This is a genomic window from Deltaproteobacteria bacterium (genome assembly GCA_026712905.1).
Taxonomy (GTDB): Bacteria; Desulfobacterota; Binatia; order UBA9968; family JAJDTQ01; genus JAJDTQ01.
This window is the reverse complement of the sequence record JAPOPM010000223.1, coordinates 87,739-110,809: the sequence shown is the minus strand read 5'-3', so window position 1 is coordinate 110,809 and position 23,071 is coordinate 87,739. Positions and strand designations below refer to the sequence as shown.

21 protein-coding genes are annotated in these 23,071 nt (G+C 67.5%); 14 read left to right on the top strand and 7 right to left on the bottom strand.

What is annotated here, in order from left to right; all coding sequences use genetic code 11:
* The first annotated feature begins 6 nt into the window (after positions 1-6).
* The 5 genes from OXF11_19010 (at position 7) to OXF11_18990 (ending at position 5,967) form a co-directional block, all read left to right on the top strand.
* Positions 7-1,683: an ABC transporter transmembrane domain-containing protein gene (locus tag OXF11_19010; GenBank protein MCY4489187.1), complete on the top strand. Its 1,677-nt coding sequence runs from the start codon at positions 7-9 to the stop codon at positions 1,681-1,683.
* A 55-nt stretch (positions 1,684-1,738) separates the two neighbouring features.
* Entirely contained in the window at positions 1,739-3,031 is a 1,293-nt protein-coding gene (locus OXF11_19005; GenBank protein ID MCY4489186.1) for a 3-deoxy-D-manno-octulosonic acid transferase, read from the top strand.
* Between the two features lie 43 nt (positions 3,032-3,074).
* Positions 3,075-4,115 (top strand): tetraacyldisaccharide 4'-kinase, encoded by a 1,041-nt coding sequence (gene lpxK, locus OXF11_19000; GenBank protein ID MCY4489185.1) that lies wholly within the window; start codon positions 3,075-3,077, stop codon positions 4,113-4,115.
* Positions 4,116-4,270: 155 nt separating this feature from the next.
* The gene (locus OXF11_18995) at positions 4,271-4,534 is read left to right on the top strand and encodes an RNA-binding protein (protein MCY4489184.1); all 264 of its coding nucleotides are present in this window, start codon (positions 4,271-4,273) and stop codon (positions 4,532-4,534) included.
* Between the two features lie 71 nt (positions 4,535-4,605).
* Positions 4,606-5,967, top strand: coding sequence for an amidohydrolase (locus OXF11_18990; GenBank protein ID MCY4489183.1), 1,362 nt, complete (start codon positions 4,606-4,608; stop codon positions 5,965-5,967).
* A gap of 65 nt (positions 5,968-6,032) precedes the next feature.
* On the opposite strand, the gene infA is transcribed toward OXF11_18990, so the two are convergent.
* Complete coding sequence (gene infA / locus OXF11_18985) at positions 6,033-6,254, bottom strand: translation initiation factor IF-1 (GenBank protein MCY4489182.1); 222 nt, start codon at positions 6,252-6,254, stop codon at positions 6,033-6,035.
* 273 nt (positions 6,255-6,527) lie between these two features.
* Between infA and OXF11_18980 the strand changes: the two genes are divergently transcribed.
* The 4 genes from OXF11_18980 to OXF11_18965 all read left to right on the top strand — a co-directional run bounded on the left by OXF11_18980 (position 6,528) and on the right by OXF11_18965 (position 9,802).
* On the top strand, positions 6,528-6,902 hold the full coding sequence (locus tag OXF11_18980; protein MCY4489181.1) for a DUF423 domain-containing protein: 375 nt from the start codon (positions 6,528-6,530) through the stop codon (positions 6,900-6,902).
* A gap of 29 nt (positions 6,903-6,931) precedes the next feature.
* Positions 6,932-8,068, top strand: a complete 1,137-nt coding sequence (locus tag OXF11_18975; GenBank protein MCY4489180.1) for an amidohydrolase family protein — start codon at positions 6,932-6,934, stop codon at positions 8,066-8,068.
* 43 nt (positions 8,069-8,111) lie between these two features.
* The gene (locus OXF11_18970; GenBank protein ID MCY4489179.1) at positions 8,112-9,272 is read left to right on the top strand and encodes an MFS transporter; all 1,161 of its coding nucleotides are present in this window, start codon (positions 8,112-8,114) and stop codon (positions 9,270-9,272) included.
* A 224-nt stretch (positions 9,273-9,496) separates the two neighbouring features.
* The gene (locus OXF11_18965; protein ID MCY4489178.1) at positions 9,497-9,802 is read left to right on the top strand and encodes an RNA-binding protein; all 306 of its coding nucleotides are present in this window, start codon (positions 9,497-9,499) and stop codon (positions 9,800-9,802) included.
* Positions 9,803-9,811: 9 nt separating this feature from the next.
* Here OXF11_18965 and rpiA read toward each other — a convergent pair whose 3' ends face one another.
* Complete coding sequence (gene rpiA, locus OXF11_18960) at positions 9,812-10,504, bottom strand: ribose-5-phosphate isomerase RpiA (GenBank protein ID MCY4489177.1); 693 nt, start codon at positions 10,502-10,504, stop codon at positions 9,812-9,814.
* Between the two features lie 133 nt (positions 10,505-10,637).
* On the opposite strand from rpiA, the gene OXF11_18955 reads away from it, so the two are divergent.
* The 5 genes from OXF11_18955 to OXF11_18935 are packed head-to-tail and all read left to right on the top strand — an operon-like array spanning position 10,638 to position 16,120.
* Positions 10,638-11,459, top strand: a complete 822-nt coding sequence (locus tag OXF11_18955; protein MCY4489176.1) for a M48 family metallopeptidase — start codon at positions 10,638-10,640, stop codon at positions 11,457-11,459.
* The gene (locus tag OXF11_18950; protein MCY4489175.1) at positions 11,456-12,340 is read left to right on the top strand and encodes an NAD(P)-dependent oxidoreductase; all 885 of its coding nucleotides are present in this window, start codon (positions 11,456-11,458) and stop codon (positions 12,338-12,340) included. Before OXF11_18955 ends, OXF11_18950 begins: the two co-directional genes overlap by 4 nt.
* A gap of 56 nt (positions 12,341-12,396) precedes the next feature.
* Complete coding sequence (locus tag OXF11_18945; protein MCY4489174.1) at positions 12,397-13,509, top strand: S-(hydroxymethyl)glutathione dehydrogenase/class III alcohol dehydrogenase; 1,113 nt, start codon at positions 12,397-12,399, stop codon at positions 13,507-13,509.
* Positions 13,502-15,799 (top strand): xanthine dehydrogenase family protein molybdopterin-binding subunit, encoded by a 2,298-nt coding sequence (locus OXF11_18940; protein ID MCY4489173.1) that lies wholly within the window; start codon positions 13,502-13,504, stop codon positions 15,797-15,799. Before OXF11_18945 ends, OXF11_18940 begins: the two co-directional genes overlap by 8 nt.
* A gap of 36 nt (positions 15,800-15,835) precedes the next feature.
* Positions 15,836-16,120, top strand: a complete 285-nt coding sequence (locus tag OXF11_18935; GenBank protein MCY4489172.1) for a hypothetical protein — start codon at positions 15,836-15,838, stop codon at positions 16,118-16,120.
* A gap of 31 nt (positions 16,121-16,151) precedes the next feature.
* Here OXF11_18935 and OXF11_18930 read toward each other — a convergent pair whose 3' ends face one another.
* The 5 genes from OXF11_18930 to OXF11_18910 form a co-directional block, all read right to left on the bottom strand.
* Positions 16,152-16,586: a DoxX family protein gene (locus OXF11_18930; protein MCY4489171.1), complete on the bottom strand. Its 435-nt coding sequence runs from the start codon at positions 16,584-16,586 to the stop codon at positions 16,152-16,154.
* Between the two features lie 73 nt (positions 16,587-16,659).
* Positions 16,660-17,463 carry an alpha/beta fold hydrolase gene (locus OXF11_18925; GenBank protein MCY4489170.1) on the bottom strand — a complete coding sequence of 268 codons (804 nt, stop codon included), beginning with the start codon at positions 17,461-17,463 and terminating at the stop codon, positions 16,660-16,662.
* A 99-nt stretch (positions 17,464-17,562) separates the two neighbouring features.
* Positions 17,563-19,011 (bottom strand): chlorohydrolase family protein, encoded by a 1,449-nt coding sequence (locus OXF11_18920; GenBank protein ID MCY4489169.1) that lies wholly within the window; start codon positions 19,009-19,011, stop codon positions 17,563-17,565.
* A gap of 78 nt (positions 19,012-19,089) precedes the next feature.
* Positions 19,090-21,327, bottom strand: a complete 2,238-nt coding sequence (locus OXF11_18915) for an ATP-dependent RecD-like DNA helicase (protein MCY4489168.1) — start codon at positions 21,325-21,327, stop codon at positions 19,090-19,092.
* A gap of 61 nt (positions 21,328-21,388) precedes the next feature.
* Positions 21,389-23,017 carry an AsmA-like C-terminal region-containing protein gene (locus OXF11_18910; GenBank protein ID MCY4489167.1) on the bottom strand — a complete coding sequence of 543 codons (1,629 nt, stop codon included), beginning with the start codon at positions 23,015-23,017 and terminating at the stop codon, positions 21,389-21,391.
* Positions 23,018-23,071 lie beyond the last annotated feature (54 nt).

The window sequence follows — 23,071 nt, the reverse complement described above, 5'->3', positions numbered from 1 at the left end:
GTGTGCATGCTGCTCTTCAGTGCCTCCACCGCCGCGCTTCCCTTCGTCGTGCGGGACATGGTGGACCGGGTTTTCGTGGACAAGGATCCCGGGATGCTGCTCTACGTCCCGCTCATGGTGGTCCTGGTCTTCGCGGTTCGCGCGGCGTCCAACTTCGGCCAGATCTATCTGATGGACTACGTCGGCCATCGGATCATTCGCGACCTGCGCTCGGCCCTGTGCGAGAAGCTCCAGTGGCTTTCGCTGGCCTACATCCATCGGAATCCCTCCGGCACGCTGCTGTCCCGGGTCACCAGCGACGTGAGCCTGGTGCGGGTCGCGCTTACCAGCTCTGTCGCCTCGCTGGCGCGCAATACGACCTCGGTGACGGCGTTGACGCTGGTGGCCTTCTACATGGACTGGGTGCTGGCGTCCATCGCCTTCGTGGCCTTCCCCGGGGCCGTCCTTCCGGTGCGGCGGCTCACGGGTCGCGTCCGTACGGCCACCCGGCGAAGCCAGGCCAGCACCGGCACCCTTGCCGCGATCCTTCAGGAGAGCCTGCAGGGGAGCCCCATCGTGAAGGCTTTCGGCATGGAGCAGTACGAGCTGGACCGCTTCAACCGCGAGAATCGAGAGGTCCTGCGCCACAGCATGAAGGCGAGCCGCGCCCGCGCCATCATTCCCTCGGCGATGGAGGTGCTGGCGTCTCTCGGCATCGCCGGCGTGCTCTGGTACGGGGGCAGCTCGGTCATGGCCGGCGGGCGCACCGCGGGCGAGTTCTTCGCCTTCATCACCGCCATGCTGCTGGCCTACGAACCCTTCAAGCACCTGAGCCGCACGCTGCCGGAGATCTATCAGGGCATCGCCGGGGGCGAGCGGATCTTCGACGTGCTGGACGCGCCGCTGGACATCGCCGACGACCCGGACGCCGTTCCCGCCGAACGGTTTTCCGATCGTGTCTCGTTTCGGAAAGTGACCTTCGGGTATGCGGGGGAGCCTGTCCTCAAGGACATCGACCTGGAGGTGCGGCGCGGTGAGACGGTGGCCCTGGTGGGTACGAGCGGCGCGGGCAAGACGACGCTCTCTGCCTTGCTGCCGCGTTTCTACGACGTCACATCGGGCGGCATCACCCTTGACGGGACGGACATCCGCAAGCTCACCGTCGCGTCGCTCCGGCGCCAGATCGCCATCGTCACCCAGCACACCTTCCTCTTCAATGACAGCGTCAGGAACAACATCTCCTACGGCGATCCCTCCAAGGGCATGGACGACGTCATCCGCGCCGCCAGGGCGGCTCATGCCCACGACTTCATCATGGAGTTGCCCGAAGGATACGATACCGTCATCGGAGAGTTGGGCATGAAGCTGTCCGGGGGACAACGGCAGCGCATCGCCATCGCCCGCGCCGTGCTCAAGAACGCGCCGATCCTTATCCTCGACGAAGCCACTTCCGCCCTCGACTCCGAGTCGGAGCGGCTCGTGCAGGATGCTCTCGACGCGCTTATGGAGAACCGCACCAGCCTCGTGATCGCCCACCGCTTGTCCACGATTCGCAACGCCACGCGCATCGTGGTCCTCGCCAAGGGCAGCGTCGTGGAGGAGGGCACTCACAAGGATCTGCTGGCCCAGCGGAAGGAATACAGCCGCCTCTATCAATTGCAGGCCGTCGAAGACAGCGCGACGGAAAGGAAATACCTGCACTGACGCCGGCCGCCCCTCCCACGCGGCCCGGTGGCGACGGACGGAGCCGGAACGGGTGTTGAGCCTCTACAATACCGTGTGGCACGCGGGCCTGTTGCTTGCGCTTGTGGCGTGGCCTTTGCTGTTCGTCCTCCCGCGGCGCCCCTACCGAGGCCTGCGCGAGCGCTTCGGCGTCTATCCGCCGGTGCTGCGCGACTCGCTCGCGGGTTCCCGCCCCATCTGGGTCCATGCCGCCTCCGTGGGCGAGGTACGTTCGGCCGCCGCGCTGCTTCAGTGCATCAAGGCGCGCTGGCCCGAACGCAAGCTCCTGCTGTCCACGGTCACCGCCACCGGCCGGCAGACCGGATGGGAAACCCTCCCCGACGTCGACGCCGTCACCTACCTGCCTCTGGACTTGCCATGGCTGGTCTCGGGCAGCCTTCGGCGGCTCCGTCCGGAAGTGATCATCGTGCTGGAGACGGAGATCTGGCCCAACCTCATTCACGCGGCGCACCGGCTGCGCATACCCCTGGTGGTGCTCAGCGGCCGCCTGTCGCCGCGTGGCGCGGCCCTCTTCAAGCGATTCCAACGGCTCTTCCGGCCCGTGCTGGAGCGAGTGTCCGCCTTCGGCATGCAGGACGACGAGAATGCCGCCCGCCTGCTGGATCTGGGCGTGGATCCGGCCCGGGTGACGGTGACGGGCTCCCTGAAGCACGCTCCGCACGTGCCGGCGCCGGGGCCGCCCGCGGACCTGTCGGGCTTCGGCGCGGGCCCCGTGGTGGTGGCGGGCAGCACCCACAGGGGAGAGGAAGCGGTGCTGCTGGATGTCCTCCCCGGGTTGCGCCGCCGTTTCCCGGGCCTGTCGTTGATCCTTGCTCCGAGGCATCCCGAGCGGTTCGCCGAGGTGGAACGCCTGCTGCGGCAACGCGGGTTGCGTTACCATAAGCGATCCGAACCGAAGGGCGACCCGTCCGGGGAAGCAGGCGTCCTGCTGTTGGATACCCTGGGCGAGTTGCCGCGCGTGTACGGCCGCGCGGACGTCGCGTTCGTGGGGGGAACGCTGGTCCCGGCCGGAGGGCACAATCTCCTGGAACCGGCGCATTGGGCCAAGCCGGTGCTGTTCGGTCCTCATCACGCCAACGTCGCCGCGGTCGCGCGCGCGCTGCTGGACGGCGGCGGCGGCGTCGAGGTGCGCGGCCCCGAGGACCTCCAGGCGGAGATCGGCGGTCTGCTGGAGGACCCCGCCCGGGCCGCGGCGGTGGGTCGTGCCGCCGCGCGGGCGGCGGCGGTGGACGAGGACGTGCTGTCGCGGAGCATGAGACTCGTGTGCCGGCAACTCCCGCACACCGCCTCCCGAGGTGCCCTTGGCTAGCGCGCCGGCACGACGAGTCCTTGACATCTGGCAAGGACGGGGCGTGGCCGCCCGTATCCTGTGGCCGCTCCTGTGGCCCTGGAGCCTGGTCTACCGGATCGTGATCGGGCTGCGGAACTTCTTGTACGAGATCCGGGTGCTGCGTTCCCGGAAACTCCCGCTCCCGGTGGTGAGCGTGGGCAACCTGACGGTGGGCGGCACCGGCAAGACCCCGACGGTCCTGTGGCTGTCCCATGCCCTGCGGGAGCGCGGGCTCAAGACGATGATCCTGACGCGCGGCTACGGCGGCACGGGCGCGGCGGCCGTGATCGACCCCGAAGATGCCGAGAGGCGGCTCGACGAGGCCGCCGGCACGCTTCTGGCTTACGGTGACGAACCGGCCATGATGAGCGCCCTATACGGGCAGAGGGTGGCTGTGGGCGCGGATCGCTACCGCGTCGGCCTGGAGTTGAGTCGGGACCCGCGCAACGCGGATTTGTTCGTCCTTGACGACGGCTTCCAGCACCGGCGCCTCGGGCGAGACCTCGACATCGTCCTGGTGGATTCCGGCTGCGAGGGTTCGCTCCTGCCCGCGGGGCCGCTTCGGGAGCCGGTCCGGGCGTTGCGCCGCGCCGACATCGTCCTGGTGACCGGGGCGCACGAACACTGGCGGAGCCGGCTGGAGCGCCGTTTCGACTCTTCCAGGGTCTTCTTCGTCGACCGGCGGCCGCGCGCCGTGCTGGTACGCACCGAGTCCGGTCACCAGGAGCGGACGCTGGCCGCCCTCGCCGGCGCCCGGGTCCTGGCGGTGGCGGCCATCGCCGATCCGGCGCCGTTCTATGCCATGCTCCGTGAGTGCGAGGCGATCATCGTGGACACGCTGGAGTATCCCGATCACCACGCGTACTCGGAGGGAGACTGGCGCGAGATCAATCGCCACCCGGCGGAGAAGATTGTCACGACCGAGAAGGACTACGTCAAGTTGGCACGGTTTCCCTTTTCCACCGGACGCCTGCTGGCCCTCAGGATGGAGATGTCCGTGGACCGGCCAGAGGCACTGTTGGAATACGTCCTCGCGGCGGTGCGTCCGGCGGCGCAGGATTAGTGCCCCGTCACACGCAATTGTGTACCCGGATGCGCAGGGCCTTTGTTGTCGGCTCCTCGTTTGCATTGCGGGGTCCATGAAGATAAGATCGGGCCGTTTGCCGCGCTGATGTCACGTTCGAACGCCGTGTTCGGACCTCGAAGAGGGGGTGTGCCATGGGTGATAGACTTTACGTGAGCGGACTGCCCTACGCCGTGACCGAAGAGCAGTTGCAGGAGCTCTTCGCAGCACACGGGACGGTGGCTTCGGCGAGGATCGTCACCGACCGCTTCAGCGGCCGGTCGCGCGGTTTCGGGTTCGTGGAGATGGGCTCGGACGCCGAGGCCGAGGCAGCCATGGAGGCCTTGAACGGGACCGAGCTTCAGGGGCGCGTGCTCAAGGTGAACGAGGCGCACGAACGGCGGACACGGGACTCCTGAAACGCTCCGGCCGGCAAGACTACAAGCTCGAAGGGGCGGCGGATGCGCCGCCCCTTCGCTTTGGAGCAGCCATGGAAACAACCACGATCACGGACTGTACGATCCTTCCCATGACCGGTCGCGGGGCGGTCATCGACACCGGGTACGTGACCGCCGTGGACGGCATCATCGCCGCGGTGGACAAGGGTGAAGCGCCGGCCAGGGAAGGGGAGACGCGCATCGACGGCCGCGGCAAGGTGCTCCTGCCCGGGCTGGTCAATGCCCACACGCATCTCTACCAGGTGCTGCTGCGGGCGGTGTGGGAGGACATGCCGTTCCTCGACTGGCTTGAGCGCATCTACGGCGTGGCGCGCGTGCTCAACCCGGAGCACGCGGCGGCGGGCGCCTTGCTGGGGTGCCTTGAGAATCTCAAGGGCGGCGTCACCACCGTCTGTGAGCACAACTTCCTGAACCCCGGGCCGGAGTGCGCCGTGACCACGGTGGACGCCATCACCGAGTCGGGTTTGCGCGGGGTGTTCGCGCGCACGGTCATGGATTCGGGGGAGATCGTACCGGACTGCACCAGGGAGACCCCGGAGACCGCCTTCGGGCGTATCGAGGACTTGATGGCGCGTCAGGGCGGCGCCGCGCCCGACGGACATCGGCTGTTGACCTTCCGCACGGGACCCAACACCCCGCCCATCAACGCCTCGCCCGACCTCCTTCGGGAGATCCGGCGGTTTGCCGACGCCCATTCCATCGGTATAAGCGTCCATGTGGCGGAATCGGCCTCCGTGGTGGAGCTGACGCGCCGGACGCTCGATCGCGCCGGCGTGGTCGAGCACCTGAAGGACTTCGGCATTCCCGGCGAGGACGCGATCTTCGCCCACAGCGTTCACCTGTCCGGCGACGAGATCCGTCACATGGCGGAAACCCGCACGGCCGTGTCGCACAACCCGGTGAGCAACATGATGCTGGGCGACGGCATCGCGCCCGTCGTGGAGATGCTGGCGGCCGGCGTCCGGGTCGGTCTGGGCACGGACGGCGCGGCGAGCAACCACGGCCAGGACCTGTTCGAGACCATGAAGGCGGCGTCACTGTTGCAGAAGGTCAAACACCAGGACGCCGGCGTCATCGATCCCTACACGGTTCTGCGCATGGGCACGGCCGACGGCGCCCAGGCGCTGGGCCTCGGGTCGGTCTGCGGCACGGTGGAGGTGGGCAAGCGCGCGGACCTGATCCTGGTGGACGTGGACAAGCCGCATTTCCAGCCCGTCAACGACCTGGTGAGTCAGTTGGTGCATTGCGCCAAGGCCACCGACGTGGACACGGTGATGGCCGACGGCAAGGTGCTGATGCGCGAACGCCGCTGTACCCTGCTCGACGAGGAGGCCGTGGTGCGGCGCGCCCAAGCCGCGCGCCGCGACATCATGGAGCGTATGCCCGCCTCCTAGTGCGGTGTCCGGTGGTGCACGCGGCACGCCGGTATCGGCCGTGCGTGCGCCAGTGGGTAGGTGCCTTAGTTGCGATGCCGGTAGGTAATCCGGCCGCGGCTCAGGTCATAGGGCGACAGCTCGAGCGTCACCCGGTCTCCGGGCAGAATCTTGATGTAGAACTTGCGCATCTTGCCCGCGGTGTACGCAAGTACGTTGTGCTTGTTGTCCAGTTCGACCTTGAACATGGCGTTGGGAAGGCTCTCCCTCACCGTGCCCGTAACCTCGATGTTGTCCTGCTTGCTCATACCACGTGTGCTGTGTGCACCAAGCCCCCTTTCCTCGAGTCCGCGTGGACTCCGTGTCATGTTGCGATAGAGTAGCCCAAGGGGGGTGAATTGTCCATCCCCGCCGCACCCCCACCATCCTTCCGCAACACGTTGCAATCGCGGAGTCCGTGTGAAAGACTAGCGGATCGCGCGGGCACCGCCTCCGAAGGCTTTCTTGGGGGGCGGTCCGGCGGACACCCTGTCTTGTTTCGCATCGCGTTCCGTATGCCGGAGCGGTGCGCCGGAGTTCTCGTGGGCGCCGATCGTCTGTTCCTGCTGCTGGGTTCCTTGTCCGGGTTTGCCGGGGTCGCGCTGGGCGCGTTTGCCGCCCACGGCCTGCGCAGCCGGCTCTCGGTCGAGATGTTCGACATCTTCGAGGTAGGCGTGCGCTATCAGATGTACCACGCGCTGGGACTGGTGGCCGTGGCGCTGGCGTTCGGGCGCTGGCCCCGTCCCGAGTTCCTGGTGGCCGGCTGGTCGTTCGTCGTCGGCACGGTGGTGTTCTCGGGCAGCCTTTACGTCCTGAGCCTTTCGGGCATCCGCTGGCTGGGCGCGATCACCCCCATCGGCGGGCTCGCGTTCCTGGTGGGGTGGCTCAGCCTGGCGTGGGGCGCCTGGAAGGGATAGGCCGGGTCCGAGTCCGACGGGAGGAACAGATGGCCAAGAACGGATACCGCATTCTCGACAGCGACATGCACATCATGGAGCCGCCGGACTTGTGGGAGAAGTACCTGGAGCCCGAGTTCAGGCCTTACGCCCCCCGCGGCGTCACCAGCGAGAACGTGCGCGACCTGCGCATGGTCCATCCGGACGGAAGGCTCTGGGGCCTCCCCGAGGTCCATGCCGGCAACGTCACTCAGGGGCACAACTTCAAGAAGAACCAGGGCATCTACGGCACCCACGCGGAGCGGGGCTGGACGCCGGAGGTGCAACTGGAAGCCATGGACATCGAGGGCATCGATGTGGCGGTGCTCTATCCCACGCGCGGCCTCCAGGCCCTGAGCGAGGCGGACATGGAACCGCGTTTCGCCGCCGCCGTGGCGCGGGCCTACAACAACTGGCTTCACGATTTCTGCGCGGCCGACCCCACGCGCCTGCTGGGCGCGGGCATGCTGTCGCCCTTCGACGTCGACGCGGCGGTGGCGGAGGCGACCCGCTGCGCCAGGGAACTGGGCTTCCGGGGCATCTTCATGCGCTCGAATCCCGTCAACGACCGCAGCTTCCACGACCCCTGTTACGAGCCCCTCTGGAGCGCCCTGGAAGAGCTCCACATGCCCCTGGGACTGCACGAGTCCTCGTCTTCGGGCGTGCGTCAGGTGGGCGACCAGTTCGAACCCAACTTCATGCTGCGGCGCGTGTTCGCCCAGCCCGTGGAGCAAATGCTGGCCATGGGCAGCATCTGCGCGGGAGGCGTGCTGGCGCGGCATCCGAACCTGAGGGTGGCCTTCTTGGAGGCCAACTGCGGCTGGCTGCCCTGGCTCCTTTGGCGCATGGACGAGGCATGCGAGAGGGAGGCGGACGTCTGGTCGCCGGATCTGGCCATGCCCCCGAGCGAGTACTTCAAGCGCCAGTGCTTCGTGTCCGTGGAACCGGACGAGGAGCCGGTGAAGTACGTCATCGACTACCTCGGCAACGAGCGTATCGTGTTCTCCACCGACTATCCCCACGGTGACTCCAAGTTCCCCCACGCGGTGGAAAGCTTCCTCGATCTCGCCACCATCAGCGAGGAAGACAAGCACAAGATCCTGTGGGACAACTGCGCCGCCTACTACGCCCTGGACCGGGACGGATAAGGGCGCGGCGGATACCCGCCCCCCGCCTCCAACCAGACATTCGATGAACGATACGGGCCGCATCCGACCGGCGCGGGGAATCCTCTTCGCGGGCGCGCTCCTGTGGAACATGTGCAACGGCATGTTGTTCGTGCTCACGCCGCTCGTCGGCGTGAGCCTGGGGCTCTCCGTGCTCGACATCGGGTCGCTGGTGGGGCTCCCCTACTTGCTGACCATCATCATGCGCTTCGTTGGCGGCGCCCTGGCCGACCGCTACGGCGAGCACCGCATGCTCCAGGCCTGCTATTCCCTGAACGTGCTTGCGGCCGTCACGCTGGCCCTGGCGGGGGGGTTCCTCTCGCTGATGTTGTCAAGCGGCCTGGCGAACCTCTCGCGCAGCATGTTCTGGGTTCCGGCCCAGTCCATGGCGAGCCAGCTCTCCAGCCGCTATCCGGGCAAGATGCTCGGGCAGTTGTCGGCGGCCAACTACACGGGCCAACTGTTGGGGCTGGCCCTCGGCGGCGTGCTCGCGGGCTGGCTGGGATACGGCTATACGTTCGCCCTGGTGACTTTCGCTTCGGTGCTGGGCATGTTGCTGGGCTTCGTGCTCCCGCCCATCCGCGTGCACGGCGGCCGCACGGTGTGGGAGACGACCGTGGGGATGAGCCGCCGTCTGCTGCGGGGGCGGACCTGGCTGCTCATCTCGAGTTCGTGCGCGGCGGCCGTGCCCTTCGGCATCACCCAGTCCATCTACCCAGTCTACATGAGCGACTTGAGCTTTGCCGAGGGCTGGATCGGCGTGATCATCGCGGTGCGTTCCATCGGTCCGGTGGCCATCGGACTGGCCTTGGGCTCCGAGATCACCATCGAACGCGAGAAGGGGTTCTACGCGATCAGCATGGCCGGGTTGGGGCTGTGCATCCTCGCCAGCATCTGGACGCAAGGATGGCTGCTTCTAGGTCTTTGCATCGCCGGCCTGGGCATGGCCGGGGCCGTGGCGGACCTGCTCAATCAGGTTCAGGCGGTGGACCTCAGCCGCGCCAGCGATCGGTCGGCGGTGATGGCCGCCACCGGACTCGGCTGGAACATGTCGCCCATGGCTCTTCCGCTGGTGCTCGGGTGGGCGGCCAACACGTGGGGTTTCGCGCCGATGTTCGCCGGCGCCGGCGTCTTCTTCCTGCTCGTCGCCTTGGGGACGCCACTCTGGTATCGCCTTTTGCGCTAATGACATTAGCGGTTAACGATTAGTGAATTTGCGGAACCCAGTTGACAAAAAGGGTAGCGGGTCAATATAAGGTACAACGGGTTGACAAATGAACGATATCTTTTTCGCCTTGTGAGAGATCGCGTAAGATCCAAACCCGGTCCGAGAGCTTCGATCGTCCCTATTGCGTTCGGCTTTCATCGTGTCCTGTCGCGGGGTCGAAAAGAGAAAAGACGGAGGAAAGCATGAACGAGAAGCTGTATGTGGGCGGTCTGCCCTACGCGACAACGGAAGATCAACTCCAGGACGTGTTTGCCGCGCACGGCACGGTGGTGTCCGCCAGGATCATCACCGACAAGTTCACGGGCCGCTCGCGCGGATTCGGTTTCGTGGAGATGGGGTCGGGGGACGAGGCACAACAGGCCATCGATGCCCTGCACGAAACGGAGTTGGGGGGACGCAAGTTGACGGTCAGCGAGGCGCGTCCTCAGGAACGCCGCGGCGGATTCGGAGACAACCGCGGCGGTGGTGGGAACCGGGAACGCTGGTAGCCGGTCCCGTCAGGTGAGCTTCTCCGGGTCCGCCCGCTCAACCAGGTTCCCGTCGGACGTGCCGATGAGGATCCGGGTGGCGAGCCCGCTGAAGATCCCGCACTCCACGACACCGCAGGTCCCGACGATCTCGCGTTCCAGGGTGGGCGGATCCTCAATGACGCCGAACGAGCAGTCCAGGATGTAGTTGCCGTTGTCGGTCACGAACGGGGCGTTGTCCGACGAGCGGAAACGCGCGTCGCAGCCGAGGTCCCGCAGGCGCTTTCGCGTCATCTGCCAGCCGAACGGCACGACCTCCACGGGCAGGGGAAAGGCGCCTAGGCGCTCTTTCAGCTTGCTCTCGTCGACGATGATCAACTCGGTCTCGCTCGCGGAGGCGACGAACTTTTCGCGCAGGAGCGCTCCGCCGCCGCCCTTGATGAGGTTGAATGCCGGGTCCACCTCGTCGGCGCCGTCGATGGTGACGTCGACGTGAAGCACCTCCGCGAAACTGGTGAGGGGGATGCCGAGTTCCCGCGCCAGGGTCGCCGAACTCTCGGACGTGGGGATGCAGCGAATGCGCAGCGATTCGTCACGGATTCTCTGGGCCAGCCGGACGATGGCGAAATAGGCCGTCGAGCCCGTTCCCAGACCTACGATCATGTCGTGCGTTACATAGTCCGCGGCGTGTTCACCGGCGATCTTCTTGGGATTGGAAGCCATGACGCTGGATTGTAACGCACCGGAGGGTCTTGAGAAACCGCCCGGCAGCGGCCGCCGCGACCCGGCCGGTCCCGAGGGCGCAACGGCGCCCGCAACGCTTGTAAGGCAAGGTTGCGCCGGTTAATCTTAGGCGATGCGTTTCCCGGGATTTGTCCGGTCGGCGGTGGGCACGCTGCTGATGGCGGTGTTGGGGGCTTGTGCCCCCTTGAGCGTAGAGGACGAGCGCAGCCTGGGAGCCGACTTCTCACGCAATTTCGAGCTCCGCACCGAATTGGTGCGCGATGCCACCGTTGCCCGATACATCTCCGCCATCGGTGCGCGGCTTCTTGAACACGCGGCGCCCCAGCCGTTCAGCTACCGTTTCAAGGTCGTCCCCAATGACGACGTCAACGCGTTCGCCGCGCCCGCGGGCCATATCTACCTTTACACCGGTACCATTCTCGCGGCGCGGAACGTGAGCGAGCTGGCCGCGGTCATCGCCCACGAGATCGGGCATGTGGCCAAGCGCCACGTCGCCCGCAACTTCAACCGCGCCCTCGCCACCAACATTCTGCGGCAGGCGGGTGCGGCCGCCGCCCAAATCGCCGCGGGCGCCGAAGCGGGGCGGGCCACCGCGGCTCTCGGCGGCCTGGCGGCCATGGGATACCTCAACACGTTCAGCCGCGAGGCCGAGCACGAAGCGGACGTCTTTGCCCTGGGGCTCATGCACCGGGCGGGCTACGATCCGCGTGGGCTCGTCAGCTTCTTTGAAACGCTGCAAAAGGAGAAGGGCGGCGGCTCCGCGCCGAGCTTTCTGTCGACCCACCCGGCGACCGCGGTGCGTATCGCCAACGCGCGCAAGCTGATCGAGGGGCTGCCCCCGGGGGTTCGCCTGGAAGCCGAGGATGAAGGCCGCCTGCGGCAGATCCAGCGCATTCTCCGACAAGGCGCACGAAAACCAAGGAGACACTCGTGAAGCAGATCGGATTCATCGGTACGGGCGGAATGGGCAGCGGCATGGCCGCCAACCTGCTCAAGGCCGGCTTCGGCGTCGTGGTCAACGATGTCCGCCGGGAGGTGACCCGGCCGCTCGAGGAGAACGGCGCGGTGTTCAAGGGCAGCCCACGGGAGGTGGCCGAGGCCAGTGACGTGGTGCTCTCCATGCTGCCCTACGGCGCGGCCGTGCGCCAGGTGGCGCTGGGTGAAGGGGGCCTGTCGGAGGCGGCCGGAGGCGCGCGCACCTGGGTGGATTTCAGCAGCATCGACAAGAAGACCGTCCTGGACGTGAACGGGACCCTCGGGGAGCGCGGCTGGGCGCTGCTCGACGCCTCCGTCAGCGGCGTGGAGGAAGCCGCCGCGGCGGCGACCCTCTCCATCTGGGCCTCCGGCCCGCGGCCGCTCTACGACGAGAACCTGGCTGTCTTCCAGGCCATGGGGAAGAAAGTCGTCTACATGGGCGAACTGGGCAACGCCAAGCTCGTGAAGACCGCCAACGCCATGTTCAGCGGCATCATGCACATGGGTATGGTGGAGGTGTATAACTGGCTCAAGGCGGGGGGTCTCAACGAGGAGGACTTCGAGAACTTCATTCGCAGCTCGCAGAACTACTCCGACGCCCTGGAGCGCGTCACCCGGATCATCGTGAGCGGCGAGTTCAAGCCCCGAAAGTCGTGGATGCCCAAGGACGTGGGCTTCGGCCTCGACGTCGCCCGGGAGATGGAGATCCCGGTGCCCTTCAGCTCACTGGTCTACCAGATGTTCGCCATCGCGCAGGCCAACGGCGTGGACGGCTACGAGGCCACCGGCATCGCCTGTGAAGTCTTCTCGATTCTGTGCGGGCGCAAGGAAGCCCGATAACGGTTGGGCCGGGTGCGTAGAAATTGCCCTGGCGGGCATGCGGAAAGGAGCCGAATATGAAGTCACGCGCGGCCGTTGCATTTGAAGCCGGCAAGCCCCTGGAAGTGGTCGAAGTCGACGTCGAAGGACCCCGGGAAGGGGAGGTGCTGATGCGTATCGTCGCCACCGGCGTTTGCCACACCGACGAGTTCACCCTCTCGGGCGCCGATCCCGAGGGACTGTTCCCCTCCATCCTCGGACACGAGGGCGGCGCGGTGGTGGAGGAGGTGGGCGCGGGCGTCACCACGGTGAAGGCCGGCGACCACGTGATTCCCCTGTACGTGCCCGAATGCCGCGCGTGCGACTACTGCCGCTCGGGCAAGACCAACCTGTGCCAGTCCATCCGCGTGACCCAGGGCCAGGGCGTCATGCCCGACGGCACCGGCCGGTTCACCCTCGGCGGCAAGCCCATCTTCCACTACATGGGAACGTCCACGTTCAGCGAGTACACGGTGTTGCCGGAGGTCTCCGTGGCGAAAATCGACCCCAAGGCCCCGCTGGAGAAGGTCTGCCTGCTGGCGTGCGGCGTCACCACGGGGATCGGCGCGGTGCTCAACACCGCCAAGGTGGAGGCCGGCGCCACGGTGGCCGTGTTCGGCCTGGGCGGCATCGGCCTGAGCGTGATCCAGGGCGCGGTCATGGCCAAGGCCGGCCGCATCATCGGCGTCGACACCAACCCGGCCAAGTTCGACATGGCGCAACGCCTGGGCGCCACGGACGTGTTGAACCCCAGGGACTCGGACCGCCCCGTCCAGGAGGTGCTGGTGGACATGACCGACGGCGGCGCGGACTACTCCTTCGAGTGCATCGGCAACGTCGACACCATGCGCGCGGCCCTGGAGTGCTGCCACAAGGGTTGGGGCGAGTCCACCATCATCGGGGTGGCGGGGGCCGGCAAGGAGATCAGCACGCGGCCGTTCCAGCTCGTCACCGGTCGGGTGTGGCGCGGCACCGCCTTCGGCGGCGTCAAGGGCCGCTCGCAGCTTCCCGGCTACGTCGACCGCTACACCGCGGGCGAGATCAACCTCGACGACATGATCACCCACACCATGCCGCTGGAGGACATCAACGGTGCCTTCGACCTCATGCACGAGGGCAAGAGCATTCGTTCGGTGGTGATCTATGGCTAGAGCGGGACGCGCATCCACGGCCATGGAGGTCGTCGGCACGCCCCGGAACCGCATCGAGGGCGTCGACAAGGTCACCGGCGCGGCCATGTACGCCGGCGACCTGGACATCCCCGGCACCCTTGAGGCGCGGGTGCTGCGCGGCACGCATGCCCACGCCCGGGTTCGTTCCATCGACGTGAGCGCGGCGCTGCGCGTCCCGGGCGTGGTGGCGGTGCTGTCCCGGGACGACTTGGGCGACATGGACCCCTACTACGGCCACTGCCTGCGCGACCGTCCGATCGTGGCCATGGAGCGGGTGCGCCACGTGGGCGAACCCGTGGCCGCGGTGGCCGCGCACGGCGCGCTGGCGGCCGAGGAGGCGATCTCGCGCATCGAGGTCGAGTACGATGAGCTGCCCTGCGTCACTTCGCTGGACGAGGCCCTGGCGGACGGCGCCCCGGTGCTGCACGAGCGCGCGGCGGGGTCGGGCGACTTCCACGACGTGAACCTCTCGGACGCGCGCGAGCACCCCAACATCTGCCACCACGAGCACATCGAGCTCGGCGATGCCGACCGGGGCTTCGCGCAGTCCGACGAGATCTTCGAGGACACGTTCCATTTCCCCATGGTGTGCCACTACTCCATGGAGCCCCACACGACCACCGCGCTGGTGCGGGGGCGGCAGGTCACGCTGTGGTCCGCCTCGGCGCATCCCTTCCTGATCCGCTCCGAGCTGGCGAAACTCTTCGGTCTCTCCATGACCGACGTGCAGGTGGTGGTGCCCTACGTGGGCGGCGCCTTCGGCGGAAAGTCGTACCTCAAGATCGAGCCCTTGGTGGTGGCGCTGGCGCGCAAGACCCCGGGGCAGCCGGTGCGCCTGCAACACTCCGTCACGGAGTCCATGCTCACCGCCCGGCGCCATTCGGCCCGCTGCCACATCAAGACCGGCGTGAAGCGCGACGGCACCATCATGGCGCGCGAGGTCAAGATGTACCTGGACACGGGCGCCTATGCCGACAACGGGCCGCGAGTGGTGGCGCGGGCCGTCCTGCGCGTGCACGGCGCCTATCGCTGCGCCAACTTCCGCTCCGACAGCTACGGCATCTACACCAACTCCGTGCCGGCCGGCTCCATGCGCTCCATCGGCGGCCCCCAGTCGATCTGGCCGGTGGAGGCGCAGATGGACCGCATCGCCGAAGCGCTGGGGCTGGATCCCCTTCAGTACCGCCTGCGCCACCTGCTGGACCGCGACGAGGCGATCCGCCCGAACTCCCGCGGCGTCGACGGTGACCTGCGCGAGGGACTCAACCGAGTGGCCGAGATGGTCCGGCAGACGGGAGCCCCGCCGGCCGGCGGCGGCACGGGCTTCGCCGTGGGCATCACCGACAGCGAGGCCAATCCCGTATCCACGGCCATCGTGCGTCTGCTGAGCGACGGCGACGTGGTGGTCATGGCCGGCAGCACCGAAGTGGGGCAGGGCGCGCGCACGGTGCTGAGCCAGATTGTGGCGGAGGAGTTGTGCGTGCCGTTCGAGCGCGTGAGGCTGCGCGGCACCGATACCCATACCACGCCGTTCGACCGCTCTACCGGCGCGAGCCGCTCCACCACGGTGATGGGCACCGCGGTCAAGTTCGCCGCCGCCGACGTCCACCGGCAGGTCAAGGCCATCGCCGCGGAGCAGTTCGGCGTCGAGCCGGAGCGGGTGATGCTCAAGGGTGGGGCGGCCTGGTGCGGCGAGGCCCGGCGGGATTTCTCGGAGGTGGTGTCGGGCTACTTCGGCATGCCGGGCGGCGAGCTCATCGGCCGCGGCTACGTGCGTGCCGGCGGCGGCATCTCGCCGATCCTGCCGATCTTCTGGGAAGTGGGCATCGGCGGTGCGGTGGTGGCGGTGGACCGGGACACCGGCGAGTTGACGGTGGAGCGTTACAGCAGCGTGGCCGACGTCGGCCGCGCCATCAACCCGCGCCAGGCCGAGGGCCAGGACGAGGGCGCCGCGGTCATGGCCATGGGCCATACCCTGTTCGAGTCGCTGATCTACGCGGACGGACAGCCGCTCAATCCGAACCTCGTGGACTACCGGGTGCCGGCCTTCCGGGACATTCCCCGGATCTTCGAGTCATGCCTGCTGGAGAACGGTGACGGCCCCGGCCCCTACGGCGCCAAGGGCATGGGGGAGGGCGGCATCATCCCGGTGGCGCCGGCCGTCTGCAACGCCCTGGCGCAGGCCACGGGGGTCCGCATCCACGAGTTGCCGCTGACGCCGGAACGCGTGTGGCGCGCACTGAGGAAAGCGGCGGCCGAGACCGCGTAGGCGGTGAGCGCCGGCCTGACCAGACACTAGCAGTCCATGCGTTCCGCCATCGTGCTCCTGTGGCTCAGCCTCGGCTGGACCGTGCTCTGTTTCCTGCTCTACCGGGATCGCGATGTGATCCTGCAGGCCAGCGCCCCGGTGTGGATCGCCGCCGCGGTCGGCTGGATGGTCTACAGGACGGTCACGGCCCTGCTGGCCCGGCGGCGCGCGGCAGGCAAGCCCCGGACAAGAAAGCGCGCCGCATCCGCGACGGCCTCCCGAGCCGGTGCCCGTCGAACCCCGCGCTCAAGCGCGTCCGGATCGCGGAAACGGACATCGTAACGGGCGGCGGGAGAAACGACGGACGTCGATACTACCGGGCGAGCATCCCGTCGATGGACAGCGCTCCCGCGCCGCCCACCAGAAGCGCGAACGCCATCAGGAAGAGGGCGAGGCAATATTCGATGCCCATGCCCTTGCGGCCGCCGCCGGACAGGAAGAAACCGAACTCCACGTGACTCTTCCAGGTGGCCACCGCGAGGAAGATCATCAGGCCGAGGGCCAGCGGGCGGGTGAAGAAGCCCAGGATCAACGCTGGCACGCTGAGCGCCTCCGTGAGGATGCCGATGACGCCGATCCACACGGGGATGTGATACTTGTCGCGCCAGTTGCCCGTCTGTCCCTTGATGCCCCTGCCGCCGAACCAGCCGATGAGATGCATTGAACTGTGGGCGAAGAAGGTCACGGCCAGGCCCAGGCGCAGGATGACGAAGGCCATGTTGGGTTCCGTTTGAAAGATCGCGTTCATCCTTGTCCTCCCGCGGGCCGCGTCCATGGCGGCGTCAAGGCGGCGGCGTGGCGCCGCGTCGGCCGTTTCCGGGTCAACCGGCCAGGAACTTCCGGATCGCGGCGTGGGCCGCGTCGGGGTTCACGAAGAAATAGCTGTGCCTCTCGCCCTCGAGCTCGACGAATTCCGCTCCCGGAATTCCGGCGGCCAGCTCGTCCGCGGCCTGCCGCAACGACGTGTCGCTGGTGACGTTGTGCTCCTCCGCCCCCACCAGGATCAGCGTGGGCATGCGGATTTCCTTGAGGCGTTCCTTCACGTCGTGCGCTTGGCGCGCGATGACGTGGCGAAAATACTGTTCCACCGGGTTGAGGTGTGCCAATCGCACCGCCAGATAGCCTTCCACCCGGTGAGGGTACCGCTTGACGAACGCGTCGGTGAAGCCCACGAGGATGCCGTGGTCGCGCAGGTACTGTTTGTAGCCCCACTCCACCATTTCCTTGGCGATTCGCAGCGGGATGCCCGGCGTCGGATTGAAGGCGCGGCCCGAGGCGCAGATCAGGGCGGAGACCCGGTCGGAATGGTCCAGGGCCATGACCTGGGCCACCGAGCCACCCATGGAATGGCCGCATACGACCGCGTCGCGAGCGTCCAAGTGTTCCAGGACCGCCGCCGCGTCGTCGGCGAAATCCTTGACGCTGTAGGGCCCCGACGGCCAGGTCGAACGGCCGGTGCCGCGATAGTCGTACAGGATCACCTGATGGCCGCGGGAGAACTCGGGCACCTGGTGGAGCTTCCACACGTCGCAGTGGCACGCGGTCTCGCTCAGGAACAGGAACGGACGCCCCGCGCCGTGGGTTTCGTAGTAGAGGGTGACGCCTTGTCTCTCGATGGTCGGCACCGCGGCCTCCTCGGACGCCCGTCGGGGCGCCTGAAAGAGGTGCTCCCGAGACCTTGGCGTCCCTGGTCGGATTGACACCACACTAGTCCAACCGGCTGTTCAACGCGGCCGCACCGGGTAGCTCATGGGGGCCACGTCGTCGATGGTCTCGCCCAGGGCGCGCCATTCGGGCACGGAGTCCCACAGCGGCTGGGCGCCTTCCTGGATCTCGGTCAGCAATTCGGCTTCATCGAAACGCGTGGGACGGCCGCCTTCCAGCAGCGTCTCCCCGTCCACGATAATGGTTTCGATGTCGCTGCCGCTGCCGCCTTCCACCAGGGACTTGATGGGATCGCGCACGGCGCCGAAGTGGGTGCGGCGCAGGTCCGCGAGGATCATGTCGGCCTTGGCGCCCGGCGCCAGCCGTCCCAGGTCGTCGCGGCGCAGGGCCTTGGCGGCACCCAGGGTGGCGGCGTGGTACACGTCGTAGGGCTTGCCGGCGCGGAAGCTTCCTTCCACCAGGCGGCAGGCGAGGCCCGCCAGACGCATCTCGTGCACCATGTCCTGCGGGAAGGTGTCCGTCCCCAGCACCACGTTGATGCCGCGCTGCCGGTACGCGTCGAAGGATTCCAGCGCGATGCCCATCTTGGCGTACTTGTAGGGGGCGTGCGCCACCGAGGCGCCACTGTCCGCCAGCATCGCCAGGTCGTCGGTGTAGGGGTAGTGGCACCAGGAGTGCCGGCTGTGAAACACGCAGTGTCCGAGGATCACTTCCTCGCCCAGGAAGTCCAGGTCGTGCAGGTACTGGATCGGCGTCACCCCGCGCTGCCGCAGGGTCGACTGGAACTCCAGGGGATTCATGGCGGTGTGGAGCTGGATGCCGATGCCGAGATCGGCTGCGGCGCGCTTCGTCGCCTGGAGCAGCTCGGGTGTGCAGGTGTCCAGTTGCCCGGGGTACAGCATGGCGCGGATGCGGCCGTCGTGGGCGCCGTCGTGCTGTTGCGCGTATTCCACGGCCCGTGCCAGCCCCTGTTCGCCGCTGGCCTCGTTCCAGTCCCACTGGATGCGTCCCTGGTCGTCGAGCACGTAGGCGGCGCTGCGATAGCCGGCGCCGAGGTAGGCGCGCGCACCCAGCTCACCGATCATCTCGGTAAAGCCGTCGATCATGGTCCCGCGGGTACCCACGTCCAGGATGGTGGTGGCGCCGCCGCGCATGGCGGCCCACACGCCGAACTTCCCCTCCACCCCCGCGCGCGGCGGCGGCCCCATGCCCTTGGCGCCACGCCGCATGGCCCCGTAGGACAGGAAGTTCATCCCGAGGTAGTCTGTTTTGGTGGCGTCGTTCAGCATGACGTGGCGGGCGTTGGTGCCCGCGTGGATGTGGCAGTTGATGAGTCCCGGCCCGATCAACCGGCCGCGCGCGTCGATGGTGCGGTCCACCGGTCCGTCGAAGCCGTAACCCACGTGAATGATGCGATCATCCTCGTAGACCACCACGCCGTCGGGCAGGAGCTCGTGGCCGCCGCCGTCGTAACCCACCACCCAGCCGCCCTGAATGAGTGTTTTCATGGTCGGTTCACCTCGTGATGCTGTCCCGGTGTGCTGTACTCGAAAGATGAGCGGACTGTCAAATACACCCTTGCCGCCTCACCCGGGGTCGCTCCCGAAGAGGGAAAGGGCCGAAGGCGCTGCGGCGCTGCCGGCGAGCCGGGCGGCGAGGTTCGTGAGGCGGCGCGTGGCGCGGGCGTTCCCTACCGCCATGCTCAGGGCGCGGGGCTGGCCGATGATGACCACGAGGCGCTTGCCGCGTGTGACCGCGGTGTAGATCAGGTTGCGCTGCAGCAGCAGGTAGTGCTGCATGGCCAGCGGGATCACCACCGCCGGGTACTCGGAGCCCTGGCTCTTGTGCACCGAGGTGGCGTAGGCCAGGGCGATCTCGTCCAGCTCGGTGAAATCGTAGGGCACCGTGCGGTCGTCGAAGACGACGTGGAGCTGGCCCTCGTCCAGGTCGACCCGCGACACCTGCCCGATGTCGCCGTTGAAGACTTCCTTGTCATAGTTGTTGATGGTCTGGATGACCTTGTCCCGCGGCGCGTAGCTCCAGCCGAAGCGGCTCACCTGGGGCTCGGCGCCGGCGTTTAGTCGCTTCTGCAACTCCACGTTGAGCGAGCGCGTGCCCAGGCTGCCGCGGTTCATGGGGGTCAGCACCTGGATGTCCCGGATGGGGCTCAGGTCGAAGCGCTTGGGTATGCGCTCGGTGACCACCTGGAACAGCTTGTCGTGGATTTCCTCGGGGGACTCGGCCGGAATGAAATAGAAGTCCTGCAGCTCGCCGCTCCCGTCCGGGGTTTCGACGGCCATGCCGTCGTTGATGCGGTGGGCGTTGACCACGATGCTTGAGGATGCCGCCTGCCGGAAGATCTCCGTGAGCCGCACCGTGGGTACCTGTCCGGACTCGATGATGTCCTGCAGCACCGAACCCGGTCCCACCGAGGGGAGCTGGTCCACGTCCCCCACGAACAGCACCGCGGCGTGGGTGGGCACGGCCTTGAGGAGCTGGTTCATCAGCAGCACGTCCACCATGGACGCCTCGTCCACCACCAGCAGCTCCACGTCCAGGGGATCGGCTTCATCCTTGCGAAAGCCCATCTGCCTGGGATCGAATTCCAGCAGGCGGTGGATGGTGCGTGCTTCGGCGCCGGCGGACTCCGACAGGCGCTTGGCCGCGCGCCCGGTGGGCGCGCACAGCAGCACCTGGGCGCGTCGTGCCTCCACCAGCTTGAGGATGCTGTTGACGATGGTGGTCTTGCCCACCCCCGGTCCGCCGGTCAACACGGTGACCTTGCCGTCGAGCACGGTCTCCACCGCCCGGCGCTGGGACTCCGACAGGCTCAGGCCGGTGGCCTGCTCCACCCATGGAATCGCCCGCGCGCCGTCGACCTTGCCCCAGGGCGGTGCGCCGCGCAGAAGCCGTTGCAGATGGCCGGCGACGCCGGCCTCGGCGCGGTGGAGCGGGGTGAGGAACAGCGCCGGCTCGCCCCCCACGTGCTCCGCCACGAGGTTTCCCGCCGCTACCTCCAGCCCGATGGCCTCTTCCACCAGCGCGGGCGTCACTTCGAGAAGCTCCACCGTGCGCTCCATCAGGTTCGGTCGCGCCGCCGCGCAGTGCCCTTCGGACGACAATTCCCAGAGCACGTGGTGCAGGGCCGCGCGGATGCGAATCACCGAGTCCGACGGGATGCCCAGCTTTTGCGCGATGACGTCCGCGGTGAGGAAGCCGATGCCGTGGATGTCCAGGGCCAGCCGGTAGGGGTTCTCCCGGATGCGCTCGATGGCGGCGTCGCCGTACACCCGGTAGATGCGCGCCGCGCGCGCGTTGCCGATGCCGTGGGTGTGCAGGAAGACCATGATCTCGCGGATGGCCTTCTGCTCGCGCCACGCCTCGACGACGCGCTCCTGGCGCTTGGTGCCGATGCCCTCCAGCGTGCGCAGCCGGTCCGGGTCCTGCTCGATGACGTCGAACACCTCGGCGCCGAACTCCTTGACGAGCTGGTGCGCGAAGTGCGGGCCGATGCCCTTGATCAACCCCGACCCCAGGTACTTCTCGACCCCTTCGAGGGTGGTGGGGGGAATGACTCTCAGGGCCGCCGCGCGGAACTGGAGGCCGTAGGTGGCGTCGTTGACCCAGCCCCCCTGGCAGTCGATCTCCTCGCCCGCGTTCACCGCGCCCGCGTTGCCCACCACCGTCACCAGGTCCCGCTGGCCGCGGGCCTTCACCTGCAGGACGCAAAAGCCGCTGTCCTCGCTATGGAAGGTGACCCGCTCGACGAACCCCTGGAGCTGTTCGGTGGTGGTCGCGGGCTGTCTGACTGCCTTGTCCCACATAGGGTGGTTTCCGGACCTTGCGGCTCTGCTCGCGTTCTCGGGAGGTGTTTCGCTCGCGGGCTCAATCGTTGCCGCGGAATAGCCTGAGTCCGCGGTCGATGAGCTGTTGCAGCGGGTCTTCGGGTTGCCGCGTCGCCCGGGGCTTCTCCTGTTTGTCCTCCGCTGCTTCGGGAGTGTCCTTGGGCGACTTCCGAGTTTCCGGCGATTCCGCGGCGCTTTCCTCCGGCACCAGTCTGGTCTTTATTCCAGGGAAGAGGTCCAACAGCCGTCCCAGGCGTGCGCGCACGCCTATCTGACGCAGGCGCGCGACCAGTTGGGGCCCGGGCCTCACGTGAACACCCGGCAATGTGCCGTCGACGGAAAAGGGCAGCTCGATCTCGCCCTGGCCGTTGGCGAGGACGCGGAGCCGGGAGGGAGGCACCAGGTCGGCGGACAGGCCCTGGGACACGGTCAGCACGCCCTCGATCTCGGTGACGCCGTCGAGGTCCACGGAGCCCGTGCCGGTGACGTCGTAGTCCTTGGCCTTGAGGGTGATGCGCTCGATGGCGACTTTGCCGCCCTCTGCCTTGAATTCTCCATCGAGCTGCTCCAGGACGGTGGTGCCGCGCTGGAAGATGTGCGGATAGCGGTCCCTGAGGCCGCGGCTGAAGAGCTCGGTCAGACCCTGGATGCCGGTGATGCCTTCGAGGGCCTGCTCGGCCAGATTGAACTCCAGCACCCGGCCGCCGAGAACCGCGGCCTTTCCATTCCCGGCGAGCGTGGACTTGACCGCGTCCCAGGTGTGTCCTTGTCCGGCCATGCGCAGGTCGGCCTCAAGGGTTCCTCTTGCCGGGGGGATGCCGGCGGTGCCGTCGAGGTAGGCGCCGATATCCATGCCGCGCACACGCAACGCGGCCTCGAACGGGAAAGGGGCGTCCCGGAGTTGCATGCGGCCATCGGCTTCCAACTCACCGTTGAGAGCCTTCAGCCGAAGGGAATCCAGTACGAGCCATGGCCGGGCTACATCGACCGTGGCCGCGAGGTCCGTGTAATCGAGACCCAGGAGGCTGCCCCGCGACGCGGTCAGAGTGGCGCCGCCGGCAAGACTTCCGGTCCAGGTGAGGCGCCCGCTGGCATGGGCCTCTTCCAGGACCCCGTCCGGTTGAAGCTGGAGATCGGCCAGTTGTAGTTGGGGTGAGCGCAGGTCGTAGCCGATCGCCAGGGGGTTGAAGCTCTCGATGACCCCGTTCCCGGAAACTTGCGCCTGGCCCAGGCGGAAGTCGAGCGTGCGTACGGTGGCGCGGTCACCGTCGGAATCGACCTCCAGCTTGAGATCCCGCAGGCGCAGGTGCCGGCGGCCGTCCCGGTGGTGGAGAACAGCGCCGGCGGTGTCGACGCGGGTGACGGTGACCTGCCGGCGCAGGGGATGGATCTCGAGCCCGACCCGTACTTCGGGAGCGTCGAAGAAACGGCCGGAGCCCAGGGCGGGGTCTTCGGACACGGCGAGGCCGAGGATGCGGACGCGGATGCCGCCTCTGAACGTGACGTGCACGCGGTCGAAGTCGATGGTCCGGCCGGTGCGCCGCGCGGCCGCGGCAATGATCCGGTCCTTGTTCCAGGTGATGATCGTGTCGATATTGTAGAGCGCCCAACCTAGCAATGCGGCGGCAACTATAATAAGGACCATCAACGCGATGAGGAGGCTGCGCATGAAGGGCGTCCGGTTCCCTGGCCGGCCAATCTACACCATCGCGTCGCGGAACTG